This is a genomic window from Pedobacter psychrodurus (assembly GCF_004331735.1).
GTDB lineage: Bacteria > Bacteroidota > Bacteroidia > Sphingobacteriales > Sphingobacteriaceae > Pedobacter > Pedobacter psychrodurus.
In genome coordinates this window covers 206,910-227,328 of sequence record NZ_SJSO01000001.1, presented here as the reverse complement: position 1 = coordinate 227,328, position 20,419 = coordinate 206,910, and the positions used below count along the sequence as shown (strand labels likewise).

Genomic DNA, 20,419 nt, shown 5'->3' with positions numbered 1-20,419 from the left:
TTAATCGATGTAAGAGTTAATGAATTTTTCCCATTCTTTTTGAGTAAGTGGCCTTGTTTTTCTTTCCTCACTGTTTTCAAATGAATCCGCATTAACACTCTTATCCAATGCACCTGCGTTGATGGCCATATATTTTGCTAAAAGCCTTTGTGAAGCACCTGATTGATTGTTGCCTGGCGAAGCACCTGCAAGTTTTTTGTAATAGGTAGCATCGAATGATCGTTTGAAGAAGCGGCTTATCCTAATTTCATAGGACACTGTGCATCGACCTTCTACATAACTGCCCCGGCTTCTTATGCCCATATAGAACCTGGCTGTAACCATAACAAACCAGAGTTTAACCCTGCCTTCGCACAAGAAGTAGCCTTCAATGATTACGCCTGTCGGGTCTTTTCTGTAGTATAAACCGACTACTAGTTTGACCTCCCCTCTAAGTGGGCCTAGATTTAAACCAAAGTACCCACCAAATTCTATGCTTACTTCAATGACGGTGATCCCATCTTTTGGATTCCCAATGACAATAAAATAGAACAACCCGGTATAAACACCCACTGATAGTTTTGTTCTATTCTCTGGTGTGCCTATTCCGACACCTAATTCCATCGGTCTTTTGTCAAAGTGAAGGGTATACAATATTTTAAACAAGATATCTTTAAAGCCGAAAGAGGGCGCTCCTAGATAAGCAATTGGCAATAGATATTGAATCTCGATGCTTAGTGGCTGTATTTTTACAGAAAAATTATCACCCAGCAACTTGCTAAAAATACTTTCTAAGGCTTGCACAAAAGAAAATGCCCCGGCAAACTGTACATCCCTTATCTTAACTTCAAACTTGGACTTTTGGTTTGTACCCGCAATAAAACTTACCTCATTAAAATTAATAATGATGGCCTTCAATAAACTGATACCAAAGTTGTTTAACCTGTTTTCAGCAGAGGATTCGATACTACTTACAATTGCAGGAAATTTTAGCGGCTCAAAATTAATGGCGCTTTTTACACTTACTTTTAACGTTGTTTTCGGATTTGAAGAAGCTATAAATGATACGATGCCGAAATCGGCATTCTTAAACGAACTTGTTTGCCAATCGTAGTTGACTTCCTTTTTACTAACGGCTGTGAGTAGATTGTAAAGTTCGTTCAGTTTGATAAAATTATCGGCCAGTTCCTGATTGTCAGGATCCTCGAGAATCTGCTGTTTTATTTGTTGGATTTCATTTGTTAACTTCCCTACGATTCCATTAGCTGCTTGTTCTACTTGCTTTCTTAGTAACAGTTCATAATCCTTAACGGTATCACGAAGCTTCTGTTCAAGATCTTTAAGATCCTTTTTTACAATTCTTTCTATATCAGAGCGAACCTGGTTTATATCTAACCCATTTATTTTTGAAAAATTTAAATCCTTAATAGAAAGAATATCTTTCGTAAGGTCATCAGTTATTCCCAGTAATGCTTTAATCGCCTTCTGTTCTGGAATATTCGGATCCAGGCCATCCCATATCATCGATTCGCAAATGTATTTGTATGCGCCGATAACCTGGTTGCTTTCTAATACCAGCTTATTTACATCATCTTTAAATAATGTATAGTTGGCAGCATAATGAGCTGTTAGTTTTTTTCTAGCATTATCAATTTGTTGCTTGAGTTTACTCTTAAGATCGACATTTTTAATAATAGTGTTTAAAAGTGCCGGACCGTATTTAAGTTTGCTTTTAATGGTCTCGAAATCTTTGGCAGCTTTTTTATATTGTTCAATATAGAACGGTAAATTGAAGGAATTAATAAAATCTATACCACTTTTTGCTGCAGCCTGTACTATTTCAAATTTTGATCTCTGAAACTCGATAAGCTCTTTGTCAACATTATTCCCGGTTTTTTTTATTTTTTCATCAATCTCTTTTGTTAACTCTCTGAAATCAAGTTTTTGTTCCAGCAGCTTAATTGCCTTTGTCGCATCTTCCAAACGCTGTGCTGCCTTTTGATAATTGGAGAGTAACATGGTATCAGTTTGCTTATTGACATAAGCTTCTCTGGCTTTCAATTCATTGGATACGGCAGCAGTGAATTCATTATATTTTGCAACATAAGGTCCGAATATTGTGCTTAATTCGGCTTTTATTAATGGCAGGGGCCTTAAACAACCTTCTGCTCGATTAACACTCAGATCAATAATTATATATTTCGTAGCATTAAAATAATGATTGGAGATGAAGTCCTGAATAATTGCTTTTACATCTGGTGAAAATTCATTTGCATTTATTTTGAAGTCTTTTAAAAGCAGCAAACTATTTCTGGCATCGGTCAATTGCTGATAAAGCCCGTATGCTATCTCAGTTTTAGTCAATAAATCAGTGGTGATTTCCTCGACAATAACATCAACGGCACTTGCGATATTGACAATATCATTTTCATATTTTAGAAAGGGCACCTTATATTGAGTGATTTTCTTCTCCACCAAGTTCTCAAGATCCGCAAATTGAGCTTCCAAGTTTAGTTGATTCTTATAATCGTTGAGCTTTTTCTTGAGAGATTCTATGCCCGCCTGCGCTGCCTCTATGCTTGTGATGAAATCTAAAATACTTTTGTTAACCGTTTCCAGTTCTTTCTTCAACTTAACATAAATCGGATTATTGACAATTTCATCTTTAAACTTCTCCAGTTTGGCCGCGACATTTTTAATTTCATTGACCGGTGCTTCGTAATCAGGGAAAACCTCTTGAAGGATGTCCAATAAGCTAATGCCATTAAATATCTCAGGTGCTTGTCTTAATAAATCCGATGGATTAAATTTCTCCAGCTCTGTTACGCTAGTCAGCTGTTCATATTTTTTATTAATTTCTTTCCCAACCGAAATACTTTGCTTGATTAGTCCAATAGACTGAATATCGAAATCAGGATTTACCAGGGCGCCTATTGCATCTCCGGCTCCGCTAAAGGCTTGTCTGATTTTCTGGTAGCCCTGAACAAGCTCAGTTTTTTTCACTAATAGGCCGTCTTTGAAGCCTAAACCTTGATCTTTACCACTTATGAAGTCTGCGGTATGATTAAATATCAGCTTTCCTTTATTGTAAGTAGTCGATAGTTGCTTTCCTTTATCTATAAATGCTTTTTTGCCTTCATAACCAAAGTTTATAAAATCATCATTATATTCAATAATAGATACTAGTGGTTCCGGTGAATAGCTTTGAATATTTTCCAAATATACCTGTGCTTGTTTTAGTTGGGGATACAATGGAAAGAAGCGTTCATTAAAGATGGAACTTTCTGGCACATATGTTCCTTTACCCACCGTATCCGGGATTATTTTTACAGGTTCTGCACAAAGACTAAAATAGTATTCAAGAAAATCTACTTTTGCTAAATTTGACTTATTCTCCGAGGATGTTCCTGGAGTGAAATCGGGGGTTAGTGCAATAGTTTGATTAACAAAATGAATACTCCTCCTCTCGGGCAGCTGATTGATAAAACGGTTATTGTAAATTTCTTTGTGAAGCTGAGCGAGATTGTTGTTGCACTCTATAATCCTCTTCCTGATAAACAGAAATGTACTTGAAAATTTGATAGGCTGATTATTCCAGTCATAGCCGATAAATTCAAGATAACAATCCTTGTCTTTATTATTTACCTGTACTTCCAATACCGGCCAAAATACGCTTGCGCAATCACACCCTGGATGCTCATATGTCATGGCAGTTGGTTTTTTTGCTAAAGCTGTTTCAATTGGCTGGCTAACTAAATTAACCGACTCTACTTTTTTAAACGGCCAGCGGCGGTAATGGGTATGCCAGTTCAGCTCACTTTGAGCTGAAGCATATGGGTGGCCAGGTAAATATCCTGGCAGGTTCCACAGCACACTGTCTCGATACGTGTTGTCCGTTTCGTTTGCTGAATTATCTATGCTGTGAATTACCTTGTCCGGACGGTTGGCTGTTGGAGGGTAAGTTCTGGCCTGGAGATAGTTTTGAGGTTCTTTGATGTCTTTACCTTGTTCATTACCCATAAACAAGCGATTATCAAAGTAGAGGATTTCTTTTTGGACAATCTCAATGTATTCCTTAAAATCCATGTAAGATTCCCCTTTTATTACTTTTCGTTGCCCTATTTTTACATGCATTGCCCTTTGGCCTGTCACAGAGATTACTCCTAATCTGGCTACCTTGATATATTCATCTCTCCCTAAACTAATATGATGTTCATATTCAGCTAAATCAGTGTCTTTGGGTGGACTCATATTCTTATAATGAAATTTAGCAATTGCACCCAATCCGGTAAAAGTTAAACCTTTGGTTTCTATATTCCAATCTTTGCTCTCGCTACCGGCCCTTCCTAGGCTCGTAAGGTAAACAAGCTCCTTTTTATCCAGCAATGTGGGCAAAAAAGTAAATTCACCAGTTGGGCATTCATTGTCACCTCTGGTTTGTTCAACGTCTTTTCTAGGCAGGTATCCAACTGCCCTTAAAGCCGGATCAGTTTTTCCATTTGCTGAATCGAAAAACATTTGTGCAGACCAGATTTCCTCAACTGTGCGAAGAATCCGCTTATTGCCCTGATTAATAATGAAACGTTGCTTTTCGATCCGATAGGTGTCTACAAGGGGCCTAGCCCCGTCTTGGCTGTAAGGAGTAACCAATAATCCTTCCGGTATTTCTAGTACAGTTATTGGGTGACTTGATCCGTCTTTAAATATTTTTGTGCAGATATCCTTATAAAGCTCACTGATATACCCTTTTATCGGTTTATTGTTACTATCATCTATTTTAACATTGTTACTGTTTTTGAAATCCTTCCATTCTATTCCATTAAACGATTTAATGTCATCTTTTTTGGGGATGATTAGTTCAAAATAATTGGCATCCGCGAAATTGAGCAGTTTATCTGGTGGATTAAGATTTAATTGTGTTTTTGTAGTGATGATAGGTTTGCCTGTTACATTTTTGATTTTCTCGGGGAATAATAAAAAAGAGAGATATGAGAAACCAGAAATCTTTGACTTAGCCCGCTGTTTGTTTCCTGCATATTTCTTCAGAAATTCGTCTTCTTTAATTACTTCTTCTGAAATATGCTGTTGCGGGATTTTTACTACCATGTAAGCGGATAGTTTCGGATCAACTTTTTTAAGTACATTGCCCCCCACCTTTGCGTTTATAAAATAAAAGTGCAGACTGGTGAGGTTGTTGTCAAAATAATGAAAGTCATCTGAGAAAAAATCCGCCACGTACTGACGACTAATACCTAAAATTTCTGCCATAGCATTTATTGTAGGAATAAGGGCAAAGGGAGCTAAAGAGATCATTTTTAAAAAGTCCCTCCTCGACTGATCTTCAGATATCGGGTTTTTCATAATTTCATGTTTACTATAACTTAAGTGATGTTATAATTCTGGTTTTCACTTTGCGTCAGGGTCTTTACATTCCTTGCATTTCTTCTCTGCTTTTTCCGCCTCCACTTTTGTTGCGTATGGCCCGTCTAATATCTTGTATCTCGTTGCTGGAACTATAATAGTACCTTTATGTACGATACAAAAAGGATATGCTTGGGCTTTCTTATCCAATAATACATACCATTCATCTGCACGTGCCGATGGTGATTTTTGATCTTGTATGCAACCATGAAACACATAGGTAGCCAGTAGCATAATTAGGGTGAAACGAATCTTCATTTAATTGTTTATTTAAGTTTTTATTTCTTTGGATTATTATGATTTACAACTAAAGACTATAAATACTAAATTCTAGTTCGGTTAAAGCACAGACGAGGTTCTCAGCCTTTTTTTAGCCGTATCACTAAATTCGTCGCATTCCATCACTCCAATTGCTTGGCTATAGGTTCGTTTCCAGAGGTGACTTTAATTTTTTCATTTCCGGAGCTTAAGTATTTTTTACTAATAGATTTTAGTTTTCCCATTTAACTTCTGGTGTTATTGCCCTGAACTTAAAGTCTATCCCTAAAATCTTGGGCAGTAGCGGTGCCCAGGTAAATAGCCCTGTACTGGCTGAATAGGAACTTTTTGACATCACTTTCAATACCTAGAACTTCCCACACTGCCCGAATTCCAAGTGGCATCTACATTTTTATTAAAGGTTATGACTTGGCTGTACAGTAGATTGATGGAGTACAGAAACAAAATAGTGGTTAGGAAACTTTCCATGAGCTTATCATTGTTAATTTAGATATGTTTATTTTTCGCAGAAGCTATCAACTGCCCCCCCCATAGTTCCGAGTGGTAATATAATCGTTTACGGAAACTTAAGTTTCCTTTTAGCTACCGCAGTACTGGCTGAGCGAAGGTCACCAGCGCTGCAAATTAGCCCTTATCCATCCTTTTTTTATCCCACTCCAGAAATTCGCCTATTCACCATTGGGTAACAGACACCCCGTAAATAACCTCGGGCTATTTTCACAAATGGTTTATTGAACGCGTGTGGCGGTAGTTTGTTTATTAAATAAAGTTAATGAGAATTCCCGTCACTGCAATACCTAAAAATGGGTATTTCACCCCCTATCAACTATTAATCAATCGGATAACAAATAGGAATCGTTATAGATCCTAAGATTTGATAATAAATGCTATGCACTAATCTATTTCAATTCTTTTGAGAAAATTCGTGTAAACTTGCTAATCTAAATTTGTGTTTTGAACCAGGTTAGGTAATTCTCGATTTGAGATACCAGATAATAAGGGAGATTCAATAGTTTGTAATTCTTTCCGCCGGGGGTAACGGCGTCGGTAATGTGCAGCGAGCCTGCATAAAATCGGATGGCCATATTATGTGGGGACAGATCTATAAACATATGCAAAGATTTTAATTTACCTTCAGCTCCTGATTTCACTTCTACCGGAATTAGTTGCCCTTCAAAAGGTACAACGTAGTCTACCTCCGCACTTGAAGTAGTTTTCTCCCGTACCCAAAAATGGAGTGCACTTAAGGATTTAAACTGTGTGGCCAATAACTCCTGACCAACCAAGTGCTCAATTAAGGTCCCTTGGTAAACTTTATTTAAATCATCAGTTCCTAAAATCTCTGTTTGTATACCAGCAAAATAATTAAGCATTCCAGTATCCAGCACCTGGAGCCTTGGAGATTTCCGATAGTTTGGCAGCAAAGGCAATTTTACGTCACTTGACGGGTAAATGAGCTCAATTAACAGCGCCTTTTCCAGCGTTCTTAATGCTTCTCCCATATCCCTGGACCGGTAGGGCGAATTTCCGAAACCTTCAAACTTAATACGCTGACCGGCCTGTCCAAATGATGCCCTTATCGCATGACCTATATGTAAGGCCTGTGCATTTGTACCGGCATATTTCTCAACATCGTCCATATATGCCGTAATCAACGAATCGAAGATTGATGACAATTCCAGTAGATCTTTGTTTTTACTATACGCTGCAATAACTTCTGGCATTCCCCCTATAAGTGCATAGGTATGAAATAGCTGCATGAGTTTATCATGTGTAAAGGATGGTGCGGGTACCTGTTGTAAATAATTTATCGCTTCCCGCTCATCCATAGCACTCAAAAATTCTGGAAAAGAAACAGGTCTTAAAACCATATATTCCACTCTTCCGACCGGAAAGCTAATGTTTTTATCAAATAACGTTTCGAGCATACTACCAGCGGCTATTACCGCAATCCCTGGTTGGTCTTCATAAAAATAACGTAGAATGTTTAAGGCCTCAGGCACTTCCTGTATTTCATCGATAAACAAAAGTGTATCGTTTCTTTGGGTAAGTGATTGATTTTTAATAAAAAACAAAGACTGCACGAGTAGTTCGATCGTTGTGAACTCTTCAAAAGGCTTTCTGTCAACAGCAAGCTCGAGATTGAGATAGATGTACTGCTTAAATTTTTTTGAAAATTGCCCAACAACGGTCGTCTTACCTACCTGTCTAGCGCCTCGTATCACTAATGGCTTACGATTTGATTTGGTAAGCCATTTTTCTAACTCTGTAAATATTATCCTATCGAACATTTGACAAACTTTAATTCCAAAACTACTTGTTGTTACAAAATTAGGGTTAATTAATGAACATTTCGTCACAGAATTAGGGTTAATTAATAACTTTTCTGTCACAGAATTAGGGTAAATATAATTGATAATTGTAATAGAATTAGGGTAAATTTATGTGTAGTTTTTACTGAAATGTTTGCGAAAATCATTTATTAATTTTCTTGATATTTTGTAGCTAGTTGTATTTAGATGATTTTTCTTGTGTTAAACGAATTCATTTCGTAAATTTGAGTGATAACATTTGAGCCCAATAACAGTCATTTTGGATCGTTAGTGAGTCGTAATTGTGTTTTGCAAGTAATTGTTAGTCAGGAGGTTGTTTAAATAAAGCTTGTTCTGGCTTCGTCGGGACCACTTCCTTAGATTCAAACCAGAACATTGTCGCGCAAATCATTGATTTTCAAGGCTTTGTTTTGTTTTTTATAACACGTTAAAACTCGTTTTCGACTATTGTACGCATTTGGCTGGCGTAACCGAACCGATAGAACAGAGCCTTGCATTCTTCTTATATACTATACTAAGGCAAAAACAAATCATCCATGGTAACTTGGTTCTGTACCAGGCCAATAGAATACACGTTGTTTTTAATACCATAGGTTGTAACCATGGCTAAAAACAATGCTTTTTTAGTTTTGCTCTCCCGACGGAATATATCAAGTTTGTACTGTAATTCGGCACCATAGGTTTTATCTATTACGAACTCAGCATTTGAAAACTTCATTTCACATACGCTGATCACATTATCCTGTCTGTCTAGCAACAGATCGACCTGTGCGCCGTTTCCATCTTTTGGAGCATGTCGCCAGGCTGATGTTTCAGTAAACACTCCAGAAATGCCCAGCGCCTGCTTAATATTATCTGTATGTTTCATGCAGATCCCTTCAAAGGCATAGCCACTCCAACTCCTCCAGGAAGATGTCGATGATTTTTTTATCCATGTGCCAACACCGGTGGCCCGGGAATTTTCGATAAATTTAAGATAGAAAAGACTGTATTCGTCGCTGAGTTTGTAAATGCTCTGATTGGCATTCTTCTGGAAAGGCAGGTGCGGAGTAATGAAGCCAGACCCCACAAGTTCCTCAAGTAAAAGACTGGTAGTTCCCCCGCTCTGTAGGTTACATGCAGCAATGATTTCGTTTCTTGTCAATCCCGATGGTTTATCCGCGAGTGCTTTGACTACGGAAATGTGCCTGTCTGCGTTTTCGAACAGGGAGCGGTATAGGTTTGCGAATTCTGATGAAAGGAGGCCATCCTTAGTGAAGCAAAGCCTGTCAATGGCCTGAGTAGCACTTTCCCCTTTTTTGAGTTCTTTTAGATAATGCGGCACACCGCCCATTGCCATAAAAATGGTTAGCACCTGGTAACGGTCAATATGGATATTATTGCTTTTTAGGTACTGTTCTGTCTCGTGCAATGTGAAAGGTAACAGGCGTATTTTACGCGTTAACCGATTGTGGAGGCCTCCTTTGCTGTTGATAACTTTTTTGATCATCCAAGTGGCAGCAGATCCACAGATCGCAACAATCAGATTCGGCTGTTGTGAGGCCCATTGGTTCCAAAAATATTCAAATGCAGAAAGAAAGCCTGATTTATGCGAGCTTAGCCAAGGGAACTCGTCAAAGAAAATTACAGCTTTTCTTTTTTTAAGTATAGGGGCTGCAAATTCTCTGAGTTGCCAGAAGGCTTCCGTCCAGTTCTTAGGAGCTGCAGGAGTTAATTGGGAACCTAGCGCATCTGCGATGGCCTTGCTGAAAGTGAGCAGCTGCTCGGCAGCATTCGCATCGTGAACTCCCGAAAGTTCAAAGATAAGCTGTTTCTGGAAGACCGAGCGGATCAGGAAAGTTTTTCCGACCCTCCGCCTGCCAAAGACCGCTAAAAGTTCTGACGAAGGCGAGGCAAGCGCCTCTGATAGTATTTTTTTCTCTGCTATTCTTCCAATGAGCAATTCCATTTTTCTCCTTTTTAATGGTTAATGATGAAAATAATTTTATCCGCAGCCAAAATGCTCTTCAAATATATTATTTTGGCTGCGGATAAAAAAATATCCACAGCCAAAATATATGCAAATAGCATTGATTTGGCTGCGGATAAATAGAATCTTATTCTCGATAAAAGGTACTCAGCTCATTGAGAACTTGGTTTACTTGAGCGCAATGTGTTCGTAGATCGTCGGATTGATGTTGAATATATATGCATTACAAATCTTTTTTGAAATATTAACTGATGTTTCGAACCTTGCTTCCCCATACAAGTAGTGTTGGTCTTTTGCCCTAGCTCATTTTTTAAATTTATTGGGTTTTACACACTTACTTTGCCAAGGTATGCTTAGTTTCCCGCCATTCCCAAGGCGCTACTGCATCGGCCTCCTGCCATAAACCTATTTTGTTTTTCCTGGCGGTTATTTCCAACTGCGCATAAAGCAAATCGTTAGAGTATTTTTTAAAATGCCAGGCCATACCCTGTTTAATCATTTCCTGGTTAAGCACCTGTTTTTTGCTGTTAATCACTACGGCAATTAACCTTTTATAGCGGTCGTATTTTTGGCCTTGTATGCTAACCATTTGTCCGGAACATAAATCGGATAATGCTTTTTTAGCATTCTTGCCAAAAGGTTGTGAGCCACGTTTCTCCGGGCAATCGATATGCGCCAAACGGATTTTAATAGGCTGGTTTTGGTATAATACCTCCATGGTGTCGCCATCCATAATGCGGATCACTTTGGCGGTAAAAACAAGGTGACTGTAGTTTAAAGATTTGCTTTCGCTTGGCTGAATGAAACAGGCTTGGAGTGTTAATAATAAAACCAACAAACTTACTTTTCCCAACCGCATAATGTTTTTCCTTCTTTTTTTGCTTTATCTATCGTGCTTTGTACAATTTTATACGTGCAATTGCTTAAACCACGGCAACTGGATATATAATGGTATTTTTTGGCGTTGCCGCTGTTGCAAATGTACACCGTTGTGTTTTCTTTACAAGTAATGTTGGTAAAGAAAAAAAGGAGTAGAGAGAGCGTTTTCATGATTGAGGGATGGTATTGTTGAAAATGGTTAATTAACAAGCTGTGTTATAGAAGATTATTACTAGTTTTAAATTAACGAATATATCCTCTTATTTTCCTGAAATAATTTTTTGAAGTACAGGTGCTAAATTGGCGGACAGATCGGTTGTGATTAAGTGGAATTTTTTCACGTTCATAGCAGTAAACCAGTCAGTCCAATATTGCTTAATCACATCTTCTTCGTATGGGTTTTGTTTTGATGGATTAATGCCTAAAACAATAATTTCGAGGTCTTTTAAATTATAAGGAAAAGAAATAAAACCCAGATTATTCTTTTTCATGATTGCCCTATAATCGGAAGAGATGAGCTTTTTTGACTGGATAAATGCTGGGGTGATGTAAGCGCTTTTACCTTTATCTAAAAACTTACTGTCTTCATGGTACATATAACCATCGGTTAATATCACCAATATATTTCGTTGTTTGTCTTTAATACAATAATTCTCAACGTTATTTTTGAAGAACTTCCAGATATCGGAACCAACATAATGATTGTCTTTAATGGTATGTGTATAGATTTTTGAAGAAACTTGCGTGTAAATGTTATCAATACGTAGAATAGCTTTTTTATCTGTTTTTGGATTGAAACTTACTTTCAATTGTTGACTCAGCTCATTGATATTTGGAATTTTAGGAATCGGATCAAAAAAAACCTGCATCTGATCGTTTAAAAGCATTATCTTTTTTCCTTTTACATGATTGACAAAAGCTGTTTCTACAGATTTTATGTATCCCAGATCTCTCTGATAAAAATCGGGGTTCTTTTTTGGAGCTATCCGATCAGATAAATCCAGCAAAAAGCTGATGTTTAGGTTCTGCGTTTGGGCTTTACTTTCTTTTACAATAACGCCAACAATTAATGGGATTAGTAATAAGGTTAATAATTTCGGTTTCATAGTGCTGGTTTTATAATGTAGATAAATAAACTGAATTTTGAGAATCTTCACTGGCGCCTACACTTTTAAGGTTTTCATCATAACAGGCCCTACATTCATTTTGAAGATCAAATTTTTCGTGCTGTGAAATGCGGAGTTTTTCGTTAACAAATGTAATCCAGCCCTGCATGTACTCAGAGGCATACAGCACGTATTCTTTGGTAGGAATAATTACGGCATCGATGATTCTTTGCAGGGTAACGATACGCCCTTGGGCTTCAAGCGAAAGTTTTTTTATATCGCTGAGTTCGGCGATCAGCTTTTCTTTTTGGATTTCGATATCCGTTATCCTATCTTGATGGATCTGAATGTCCTTTTTTATGCGGAGCTGCTCATGTTTGATTTTGTCTTTTTCGCGGTGTTCTTTCATGATAAAATCGAACACTACCCCCCAGATGAGGTAGACCACAAAACCCGCGAATATGATTCCCCAGAACTGGATTTTGCCGAAGGCAATAGGTAGATTAAATGCAGGAGTGTCGAAGGTTTTGGTTAATTCATAAATCTTTTCTTCGATCTGATAGGCCAGAATGGCATCGAACACAAAGGTGGTAAGTAAAAGAAGACCGATTTTAATGTAGTTTACCACACTTTTAACTTCGCCAAACATATGGATTAAATAGCCTAAGCCTAAAAAAACGAACGGAATAAAGGTTACGAAAGCACCTTCTAGCGATCCATCCTGCCAGGCCTTTGAAAAAGCCTTTGAATCGAGCACATTCATGATAATGGTGCTAGTTGCGTCAAAAGGTTTAAAGAAGGCTGAGTAAGAGGTGGAAATATAAAAGGTAAATAAATACAAGCTTAAAGGCATCAGGATGATCAGACCAATCCAGAATTTTGTTGAGGCACCTTTTGAAGCACTGATGTGGTATTTTTCGGGATCCCTGGCCAGCTCATTAATTTCGAATTTTAACTCTTCGATATTGTCTTTTACCTTTCTGATATTGATTTCAACCTGGGTGATTTGCTGTTTTTTGCTTTCTTCACTGATGGCAAGGGTTTTGACTTCCGTTTCCTTTGTTTTCTGCTCGTTGATATAGGGCTCTTTAGCCAATTGCTGTTTATCTACCAATTCTTTTTCTTCGTTTTGGAACTTGGCATAAATGGCATTCAGACATATCGAAAGCGCCAGAGGGCTGCCACTGTTTCGCGACCCATCTCTAAAGCCTGCTTCGTGGTAAGTTCTTTTTCTTACTTCCTCTGCTTCTTCTGTAACGGGTTCTTTGATCTCCACATTTTCATCTTGAGGTGCTTCAGCTGTTTTTGGGTTAAAAAATTCTTCTATTTGGGCAATCATAACGTTAAGTTTTGAGTTTGATTTATTAATTCATGATTATATTTCTCGCTTCGCCGAAACAATCCGGTCTCTGGCGTATGTTTGTTGAACAGGTAACACCTCAGTAGCTTTTTCTTCTTTTTTTGCGGGTTGTTTTTTGTTATAAAAGGCGATCAGTAAAAAGAGTAAGCCTGTTATTATATCAATTGGAATCCAAATGCTTTTTCTGTGCAGATAAATGGGTAACAGGGGGTTAAAAAGAATAAGTACGAGTATAAAAACAACTGTTAAAGCATAGTTTTTTTGTTTTGTCCAAACATAAATAAGCAGCAAGGCGCCCAGTGAAACTATTGTTCTCAGAAAGGTATAATATTCGATTGGCATTTTACATATTGCTGCGAAACAGCAGAGCGCGCAGATAACAAGAAAGACTTTCATAATTAGTGCGAATTGAATGTTTTAACCTCTGAATACAATTGCATCATTAAGTGCATTTATAATATTCTGAACATACGATCTGTCTTTCGAAACAATACTGTTCACTTCTCCGGCATTCGTACTGATTCTAACTGTGAATTCGTTTTTAATAAGGACTAAAATTAAGATACCAATAGCCAGAATAATAAAACCTAGAACCCTTGATGCATCAGAAAGAAGCATCAGGCCGCCGAGTATGACCATTACAATGGGTAGGGTTTTACTTTTTACAATTTCAAAAATATGAACTGAGGATATGTTCCTCATTGCATATGTTTTTGAGTTGGTAACATATCTCGATTGGGTAACCGTAACATTTACGTCTTGATAAAATGTTACTTCATTTTGTAATTGTGTTTCCATGTTTAGTTTATTAATTTGTTTGTTGATCAAAAGTATACAAGCCTAGCCGCCATACCTTACGGGAAACCGTAAAAAAACAAAGTATTTAAGAAAAGTTACATCTTGATTTCCAGTTGATTATATGTTTTTGCGGAGAATATAAACACTAAAGAAGGATTGCCCCATCTTCTTAAACGAACATGAAACGATCCTTCAATTTTTAAGCACTTAAAAGCTATATCAGTTTTACGTTGTGTGGCAGTCTATAGAACATGTTCTGCAACCGTTTGATTTGCTGTAAGTTTTTTTTGCTTCTGTTACAGCGCCTTTACATGAAGAAAATTCGCCCAAATACTTTCTGTTATCACTGGAAGGTAAGTAAGTACACTTTTCATCATGAACTTCATGATCGCCTTTACTTTGGGCATTTTTGTTTACATAATACTTTTTCATCTTAAATTATTTTAGACTATAAACCTATAGCGACAAGAAATCTTTTCCTAAAGGAAAACCGTAAAGCAAAATTTATAAGTTTCTTTTTATCAGATTTCTCCATTACTATCGAAATGACGATCTCGCGAGACCTGTAGCCCCACTCAAAATTGCCAATCGTTTATATGGATTTTTACGAAATAAATTATTCCTTCAGCTTTACATAATCCTTTGATTTTTCTTTTTTCCACCAGCTATTATCAAGGCGTTTAATGGAATGGAAAGCGCGGTTTACACCAGGTTTCATGGTTGCAGTATCGAGGTGCCTTGGCCATACGTGGATAATGGTATCGGTACCAATGCGCACCCACCAGAAGGTTTTTCCGTAACGTTTGGTGGTGTATACCTCGCTAATGCTTCCTTTAATTACTTTGGTGTTAAAACCGGGTTCCATTAACTGATAGGTTAAAATTTTCTGTGCATGGGCGGTTGCTATCGCGGATGTGAGTAACAGCAGTATCATAAGGTTTTTCATAGCGCTAAGGTATTTAGGCTAAAAACGGATTCATTACGGCTAACCTTAGGGTAATCCTTCGGCTCCGCTCAGGATGAGAAGCGCTTTTTTAACCACAGAGATAAGACACGGAGAACACAGAGGGTATTAAATGGCTATAATTCATTCCCATATAAAAGATGCTTCGACTCTGCTATCATTGACGTTATTTTGTAATTGTTTATTAATGAGCAATTTGAGAAACTATGCATTTCCCGTCCAGTTAGGCCAAAGCACCACATCTCCGTTCTACTTAAATCCGGCCTAACAAATTTTTCGGGCTCCACTGCCCCTGCCATCCTACTGGCTTTGAAAGAAAAATTTTCAGCCGGCATTTTTTGTTTCTTTTTGATGCCAAAAAGAAAGAGCCCTTCGGCGGCGGCGAGCCGAGGCAAGACTGTGCATTGGCAGAAAATAATCAACTGAATACGTCATTTATATCGATTTTTATACAATAAATTATCCCTCAGGATGACAAATCGCTGAGCGTTTGCGTATTTAAAATGAGAGGCTGCCCTGTCTGCTTCCAAAACAGGCCATGAAGCAACCCCTACATTTTTTTGAGAGATGAGCGGATAATTAATAATTCGCTATGGTTTGATGCAGCTGGCTTCTGTAATCGTAAAGCTCATCAAGATTGAATAACTGTTTTTTCTCGCCAGCATCTTTCCCTTTCTCGAAAGTTTCGATGTACTTGTTAACGGTATTAAAATGGAATCTGCAAATTGGTTTACGGTTATTGTCATCCAGCAGCACACCAAAATAAGATTGGGTATCGCGGGCTGCAATCCGCGCGGAAGGAATCTTTTCACGCAGAATGGCCTTTACAATCTGGAAGGCTTCTAACTCTTCTTCAGTAGTTACGATTTTAGAAGCATCAGGATCTTCATTAATGGGCATCACTTTACCTTCATCCTTCTTCTCAATTTTCTCGTTAATATTCAATGCCGATTTTAAGCGGTCGCTGATGGACTCGTTGATGGAAATGGTAAGGGCTTTTTTGGTATATTCTTTAAAAGCGATCATCCGGTTTGCCGTTAAAGGTTTATCAAAAAAACGGTTAACTAATAATTTCACCATTTCATCTGATGGACTGTCGATTTCTTTTTCAAATTCCTTTCTGATGGCTTTGATGTATTTTAAACCTTCGGCCGAATCGAGGATGTTTTCTAAATTGTATTCGGTTTTGGTAAAGCTTTCGAGGATTTTAATGGCGTTATCTTTCAGGTCTTCGATATCGATGGTTAAGAAGGGTTTCTCATCCATAATATTTGGCTTTTCTAAATCGGCGTAAAAGTTGTAAACGGTACCATTGGTTAATACGCCAAAACGTGCTTTAGAAACATGGTAGTAGCGGTGCAGCTGGGAGTTATGCGCATCGGCACTTTCTTTCCAGTGTTTACATTCGAAAATGAGGATAGGTTCGTTATTTTTACGGATCACATAATCTACCTTTTCGCCTTTTTTGGTGCCAATATCGCAAATGTGTTCAGGGATCACTTCGGTAGGATTAAAAATATCGTAACCGAGAATTTGAATAAAGGGCATTACGAATGCATTTTTTGTAGCCTCTTCGGTATTGATCTGATCTTTTAATCCGACCACGCGCTGATGAAGTTGTTCTAACTTAAGTTTAAGATCCATGTCTTTTTTACATTAAATGGTTTCATCTTTTACTGTTGCATGAGGTGCGTTTACTTTAACAGATTCAATTCCGTTGTCTCTAGCATCAGCAGTTGTATACATTTGGCTGGTACCGATAATTTCGCCATTGGCAGCTTTTAAATTAAAATAGTAGGCTCCGTTTTTGGCAACTTTTCTGTCGTACCTGGCATCAATTGATGCATTGGTTTTTACCGATTCAATACCTTTTATACAGCCTGCTTTTGTGGTATAGCCTTCGCTGGTGAGGATAACCTTTCCGTTTGCGGCTTCGAGGTTAAACTGGTACTGGCCGTTTGTTCTTTTGGTAATGATAAATTTTCCCATAGTTATTTTTTAGCTGCTCAAAAGTATGGGAGGAATTTGGTTGATCCTTACGGGAAACCGTAGCGAGATTAGTTCATTGGTCATTAGTTCATTTGGTTGGTAATCGTAGCAATTATCCACGTCAAACGCTAGCTTTTTAAAACATAAGGTTCGCAGCGACAAAAACAAGGAGAATGCAGCAACGCAAGAAGAACAGATTGAAGATTCTGAAACAAGTTCAGAATGACGAATTTAGGGGAGGACAACCTAGCTCAATCGACTCCCGACTATGGACTGAAGGCTTAGGACTTACCGTTCAGCTAAATCACCTTATTTGCGATGCAATAAGCAATTAACTGACCATTATTTGAAATATTTAGCGCTGTTTTAATATAATTTATGCGTTTTTCGATGCTGCTCAAGCCGGATGGTTCCATCTTTTTTTGTTTTAAAATGCCCGACATTTCTTTTTGGGTTTTTCCATCTAAAATGAGCGAAACAATTGTTTTATCATAAGGCGTAAAATCGTGCAGGTATTCTTCTTTTTGCCTCAGGTTGGGCGAATGGTATTTTTTGTTTTTATAAATGCTTTCTAAAGCCAGTTTAAGATCTTTTGCATCATGGCGGGCTTTAGGTACGTAAGCATCGATATTTAATTCTTTAAATAGTGTATTGGCAATTAAGGCCCTGTTTTCTATTGAAAATACCAGCACTTTTAGATCGGGCTGTATTTCTTTTAAAGCTTTGATCAGTTCTCTGCCTCCTGCTATTTTTTGTTTAGGGTAGTCTTCGTCAAAAGAAAGGTCGGTAATGATCAGTTCATAAGGGTCGCCATCGCGCAGTGCTTTTTGTACCCGTGTAAATGCATCATCACAATAAAATACATAATCTTTATCGGCTATGGTGATGCCAAGATCTGTAAGCGCACTACGGAGCGATTTACTAACAATTTCATGATCTTCGGCGATGAGTACGTTTTTGAACATATTTATATTTTTATAAGGTTGGAAATGAAAATTCAACACAAAGCCCTTCATCAGGCTTGGTATCAAAAGTAATATGGCCCGAAATACTTTCTATACGGGTTTCCGTATTCCGTAATCCATTTTTAGGTGTTAAAACCTCCATTCCCTTTCCATTATCTACATATAAAACAGTTATTCTATCATTTTCGCGTTTAAAATTTAAGGTAACAATATCTGCCCCACTATGTTTTTTCATATTGGTCATCAGTTCCTGCAAAATGCAAAACACTTCAGCTTTAGTATCATCTTTAATAGCTTCCCAAAGTTTTTCGCCACCACCTTCAACCGCTATATTAGTTTTCGCGGAGGCGTAAGCGTATAACATTTTCGACAGTTCAATCGAAAAGCTTTCTTCGTTATTGATCTCTTTATTGTCGTAAGAAAGATCTCTCGATATTTTATAGATCACATCAAGTTTGTCGGCCAGATCGTTCTTATCTATTTCGGTTGTGTTCTCTACTTCCGACATCACCTGGTATACCCGATTGGCCACACGGTCGTGAATTTTTTTCACGTATTTGAGCTCTGTTTGTTTAACTTCTATCTCCTTTTCCTGTTGCAGGCTTTTTTTCCGTTTCCGATATAGGAAATAACCCAATAGCAAACACAGGATCAAAGTAGAGATTCCAATATTTCTTACCAGTATATCTTTTTGTTTTTCAATATTCTCTGCCTGGGCTTTTAGAAAATCGGCTTTGTTCTTTTCTGAATTATAACGGATCACTGCAAATTGATTCTTGGCAGCGCTACGTACAGTTTGTATGCTATCGCTAAGATTTTGATAGCTTTGAAAATATTGTTTGGTTGCAGAAGGCGGACTAATCCTGATCAGTTTTTGCAAGCCCTCCAATCGGTCGTCAACCCGGTTGATCACCTGAGCAACCTGATATCTCTTATTTGCATAGAATAAAGCGGAATCGGGTTTGCTATTGGTATAATAATCGGCAAGATGGGCATAACTAGCATTAAGCTCTAGCAGGCGATTATTTTTTTTTCTTAATTCTAATGCTTTTAATAACTCAGAGGCGGCTTTGTAATTTGGGTTTTGAAGCCATTTTGTTAGAGCAAGGTTGGATAATATCCTTGCAAATGTTTCACTGTCGATTGATTGGTTTAAGATGCTTTGATAGATGGCTATTGCTTTTTGATAAGCTTTTCTTTTTCTGTAGATATTGGCGATATTATTTTTGAGAACGGCTTCTGCATTAACACCTGTAGTGTAATTTAAAGCTTCCGTATAAAATACAATGGCCTGACCGTAGTCTTTTAAATTTTCGGAAGCAAGGCCGAGGTTATTGAGGTTCGCCTTGATAAAGATGTGCTGCTTTGATATCCTTTTGTCAAAATATGGGGAGGCATTGACTGATAACTCTTGTCCACCAAAATAATCGCCATTATTGGTTGAGATCATGGCCATATTTAAAAGGCATTTGGCAACACCCAAACTATCTTTCTGCTGAAGAAAGAGGTCTTTCGCTTTATCGAAATAGAAGAAGGCACTATCGGTTTTCAGCTCCTCTGAGTATTGAAATGCCTTATCGTAAATCGGGTTATTTTCTTTTGTTTCGACTTTCACCTTAGGGCTTTTCTCCGAGCAAGAGAACAGGAGCAGAATGGAGATGATGGTAATATTGAGGCGCTTCACTTTTTAGATTTTAATCTAAATTAAAGAAATTTACTTTGGAAAGCACCTATTGCGCTGTTTTTAAAATTATTAAGCGCCAATTGGCTGAATATTTTAGCATATTAAAATAAAAAATAAGGCGGCAATGTGCCGCCTTATTATGCTGTTATTATTTTGGTATTTTGATCTGGCCACCTTCACCACCAGTATCGTCGCCCGGAGGGGTGTCGCCTGGATCGGTAGGATCAGTATCAGCAGTGTTTACTGTTGTTGTTCCGCCACAAGATGCAGAATGGTTTGTATTTGTAGGCGTTGCCAATCCCAATAGGATAGCAATAAATAATGGAATAAACATGATTCAAAAATTTTAGAAATGATTAACTCAATAGTTCCCCGCGACCTTTCGTGGGGGATGCTACAACTGTAAATCAGAAGGCCTTCTGAAAATTTTTGGGAAGTGGTGAGTGTCTGTCGCAGGAGCCAATAACTGCTTCCCAAACCGGCTACTAACTACCGCGATTTCTACTCTTTTATTAATCAGTTTTTTAAATTAGCTTTGATAATGAATCGCCGCCTGTGCTGATCAACGATACAAATATGGGGTGAGTCAAAAGATTAGTTATCAATACATTCCGATGTTTCCCTTGTTTCCGCTTAGATTCCGGAAAACCGTAAATATTCCACTTATTCCGCCTTATTTTTACGCTAAAATTT

Annotated in this window: 18 protein-coding genes; all 18 read right to left on the bottom strand. The window is 37.8% G+C overall.

Annotation, left to right across the window (positions count from 1 at the left end):
• Positions 1–5,340, bottom strand: a complete 5,340-nt coding sequence (locus EZ456_RS00980; protein WP_131526493.1) for a hypothetical protein — start codon at positions 5,338–5,340, stop codon at positions 1–3.
• Positions 5,341–5,385: 45 nt separating this feature from the next.
• Positions 5,386–5,658: a hypothetical protein gene (locus EZ456_RS00975; RefSeq protein WP_131526491.1), complete on the bottom strand. Its 273-nt coding sequence runs from the start codon at positions 5,656–5,658 to the stop codon at positions 5,386–5,388.
• A gap of 232 nt (positions 5,659–5,890) precedes the next feature.
• Positions 5,891–6,013, bottom strand: a complete 123-nt coding sequence (locus tag EZ456_RS25605; RefSeq protein ID WP_262711950.1) for a hypothetical protein — start codon at positions 6,011–6,013, stop codon at positions 5,891–5,893.
• Between the two features lie 607 nt (positions 6,014–6,620).
• Positions 6,621–7,970 carry an ATP-binding protein gene (locus EZ456_RS00970; protein WP_131526489.1) on the bottom strand — a complete coding sequence of 450 codons (1,350 nt, stop codon included), beginning with the start codon at positions 7,968–7,970 and terminating at the stop codon, positions 6,621–6,623.
• Between the two features lie 556 nt (positions 7,971–8,526).
• A complete protein-coding gene (locus tag EZ456_RS00965; RefSeq protein ID WP_131526487.1) occupies positions 8,527–9,960 on the bottom strand; it encodes an AAA family ATPase in 1,434 nt (477 codons plus the stop codon).
• Positions 9,961–10,315: 355 nt separating this feature from the next.
• Entirely contained in the window at positions 10,316–10,840 is a 525-nt protein-coding gene (locus EZ456_RS00960) for a thermonuclease family protein (protein WP_131526485.1), read from the bottom strand.
• On the bottom strand, positions 10,822–11,031 hold the full coding sequence (locus tag EZ456_RS00955) for a hypothetical protein (RefSeq protein ID WP_131526483.1): 210 nt from the start codon (positions 11,029–11,031) through the stop codon (positions 10,822–10,824). Before EZ456_RS00955 ends, EZ456_RS00960 begins: the two co-directional genes overlap by 19 nt.
• An 89-nt stretch (positions 11,032–11,120) precedes the next feature.
• On the bottom strand, positions 11,121–11,966 hold the full coding sequence (locus EZ456_RS00950) for a hypothetical protein (protein WP_131526481.1): 846 nt from the start codon (positions 11,964–11,966) through the stop codon (positions 11,121–11,123).
• A gap of 10 nt (positions 11,967–11,976) precedes the next feature.
• Entirely contained in the window at positions 11,977–13,305 is a 1,329-nt protein-coding gene (locus tag EZ456_RS00945; protein WP_205944997.1) for a hypothetical protein, read from the bottom strand.
• Positions 13,306–13,341: 36 nt separating this feature from the next.
• The gene (locus EZ456_RS25220) at positions 13,342–13,722 is read right to left on the bottom strand and encodes a DUF6804 family protein (protein ID WP_131526479.1); all 381 of its coding nucleotides are present in this window, start codon (positions 13,720–13,722) and stop codon (positions 13,342–13,344) included.
• A gap of 21 nt (positions 13,723–13,743) precedes the next feature.
• Positions 13,744–14,124 (bottom strand): DUF6232 family protein, encoded by a 381-nt coding sequence (locus tag EZ456_RS00935; protein ID WP_131526477.1) that lies wholly within the window; start codon positions 14,122–14,124, stop codon positions 13,744–13,746.
• A 225-nt stretch (positions 14,125–14,349) separates the two neighbouring features.
• A complete protein-coding gene (locus EZ456_RS00930) occupies positions 14,350–14,556 on the bottom strand; it encodes a hypothetical protein (protein WP_131526476.1) in 207 nt (68 codons plus the stop codon).
• Positions 14,557–14,740: 184 nt separating this feature from the next.
• Positions 14,741–15,070, bottom strand: coding sequence for a hypothetical protein (locus EZ456_RS00925; protein ID WP_131526474.1), 330 nt, complete (start codon positions 15,068–15,070; stop codon positions 14,741–14,743).
• Positions 15,071–15,667: 597 nt separating this feature from the next.
• Positions 15,668–16,732: a type I restriction endonuclease gene (locus EZ456_RS00920; RefSeq protein WP_131526472.1), complete on the bottom strand. Its 1,065-nt coding sequence runs from the start codon at positions 16,730–16,732 to the stop codon at positions 15,668–15,670.
• A gap of 12 nt (positions 16,733–16,744) precedes the next feature.
• Positions 16,745–17,077, bottom strand: coding sequence for a YegP family protein (locus EZ456_RS00915; protein ID WP_131526470.1), 333 nt, complete (start codon positions 17,075–17,077; stop codon positions 16,745–16,747).
• Positions 17,078–17,376: 299 nt separating this feature from the next.
• Complete coding sequence (locus EZ456_RS00910) at positions 17,377–18,042, bottom strand: DNA-binding response regulator (RefSeq protein ID WP_131029384.1); 666 nt, start codon at positions 18,040–18,042, stop codon at positions 17,377–17,379.
• A 10-nt stretch (positions 18,043–18,052) separates the two neighbouring features.
• A complete protein-coding gene (locus tag EZ456_RS00905) occupies positions 18,053–19,726 on the bottom strand; it encodes a tetratricopeptide repeat-containing sensor histidine kinase (RefSeq protein ID WP_131526468.1) in 1,674 nt (557 codons plus the stop codon).
• 148 nt (positions 19,727–19,874) lie between these two features.
• Entirely contained in the window at positions 19,875–20,060 is a 186-nt protein-coding gene (locus EZ456_RS00900; RefSeq protein WP_131526467.1) for a hypothetical protein, read from the bottom strand.
• Between the last annotated feature and the right edge of the window lie 359 nt (positions 20,061–20,419).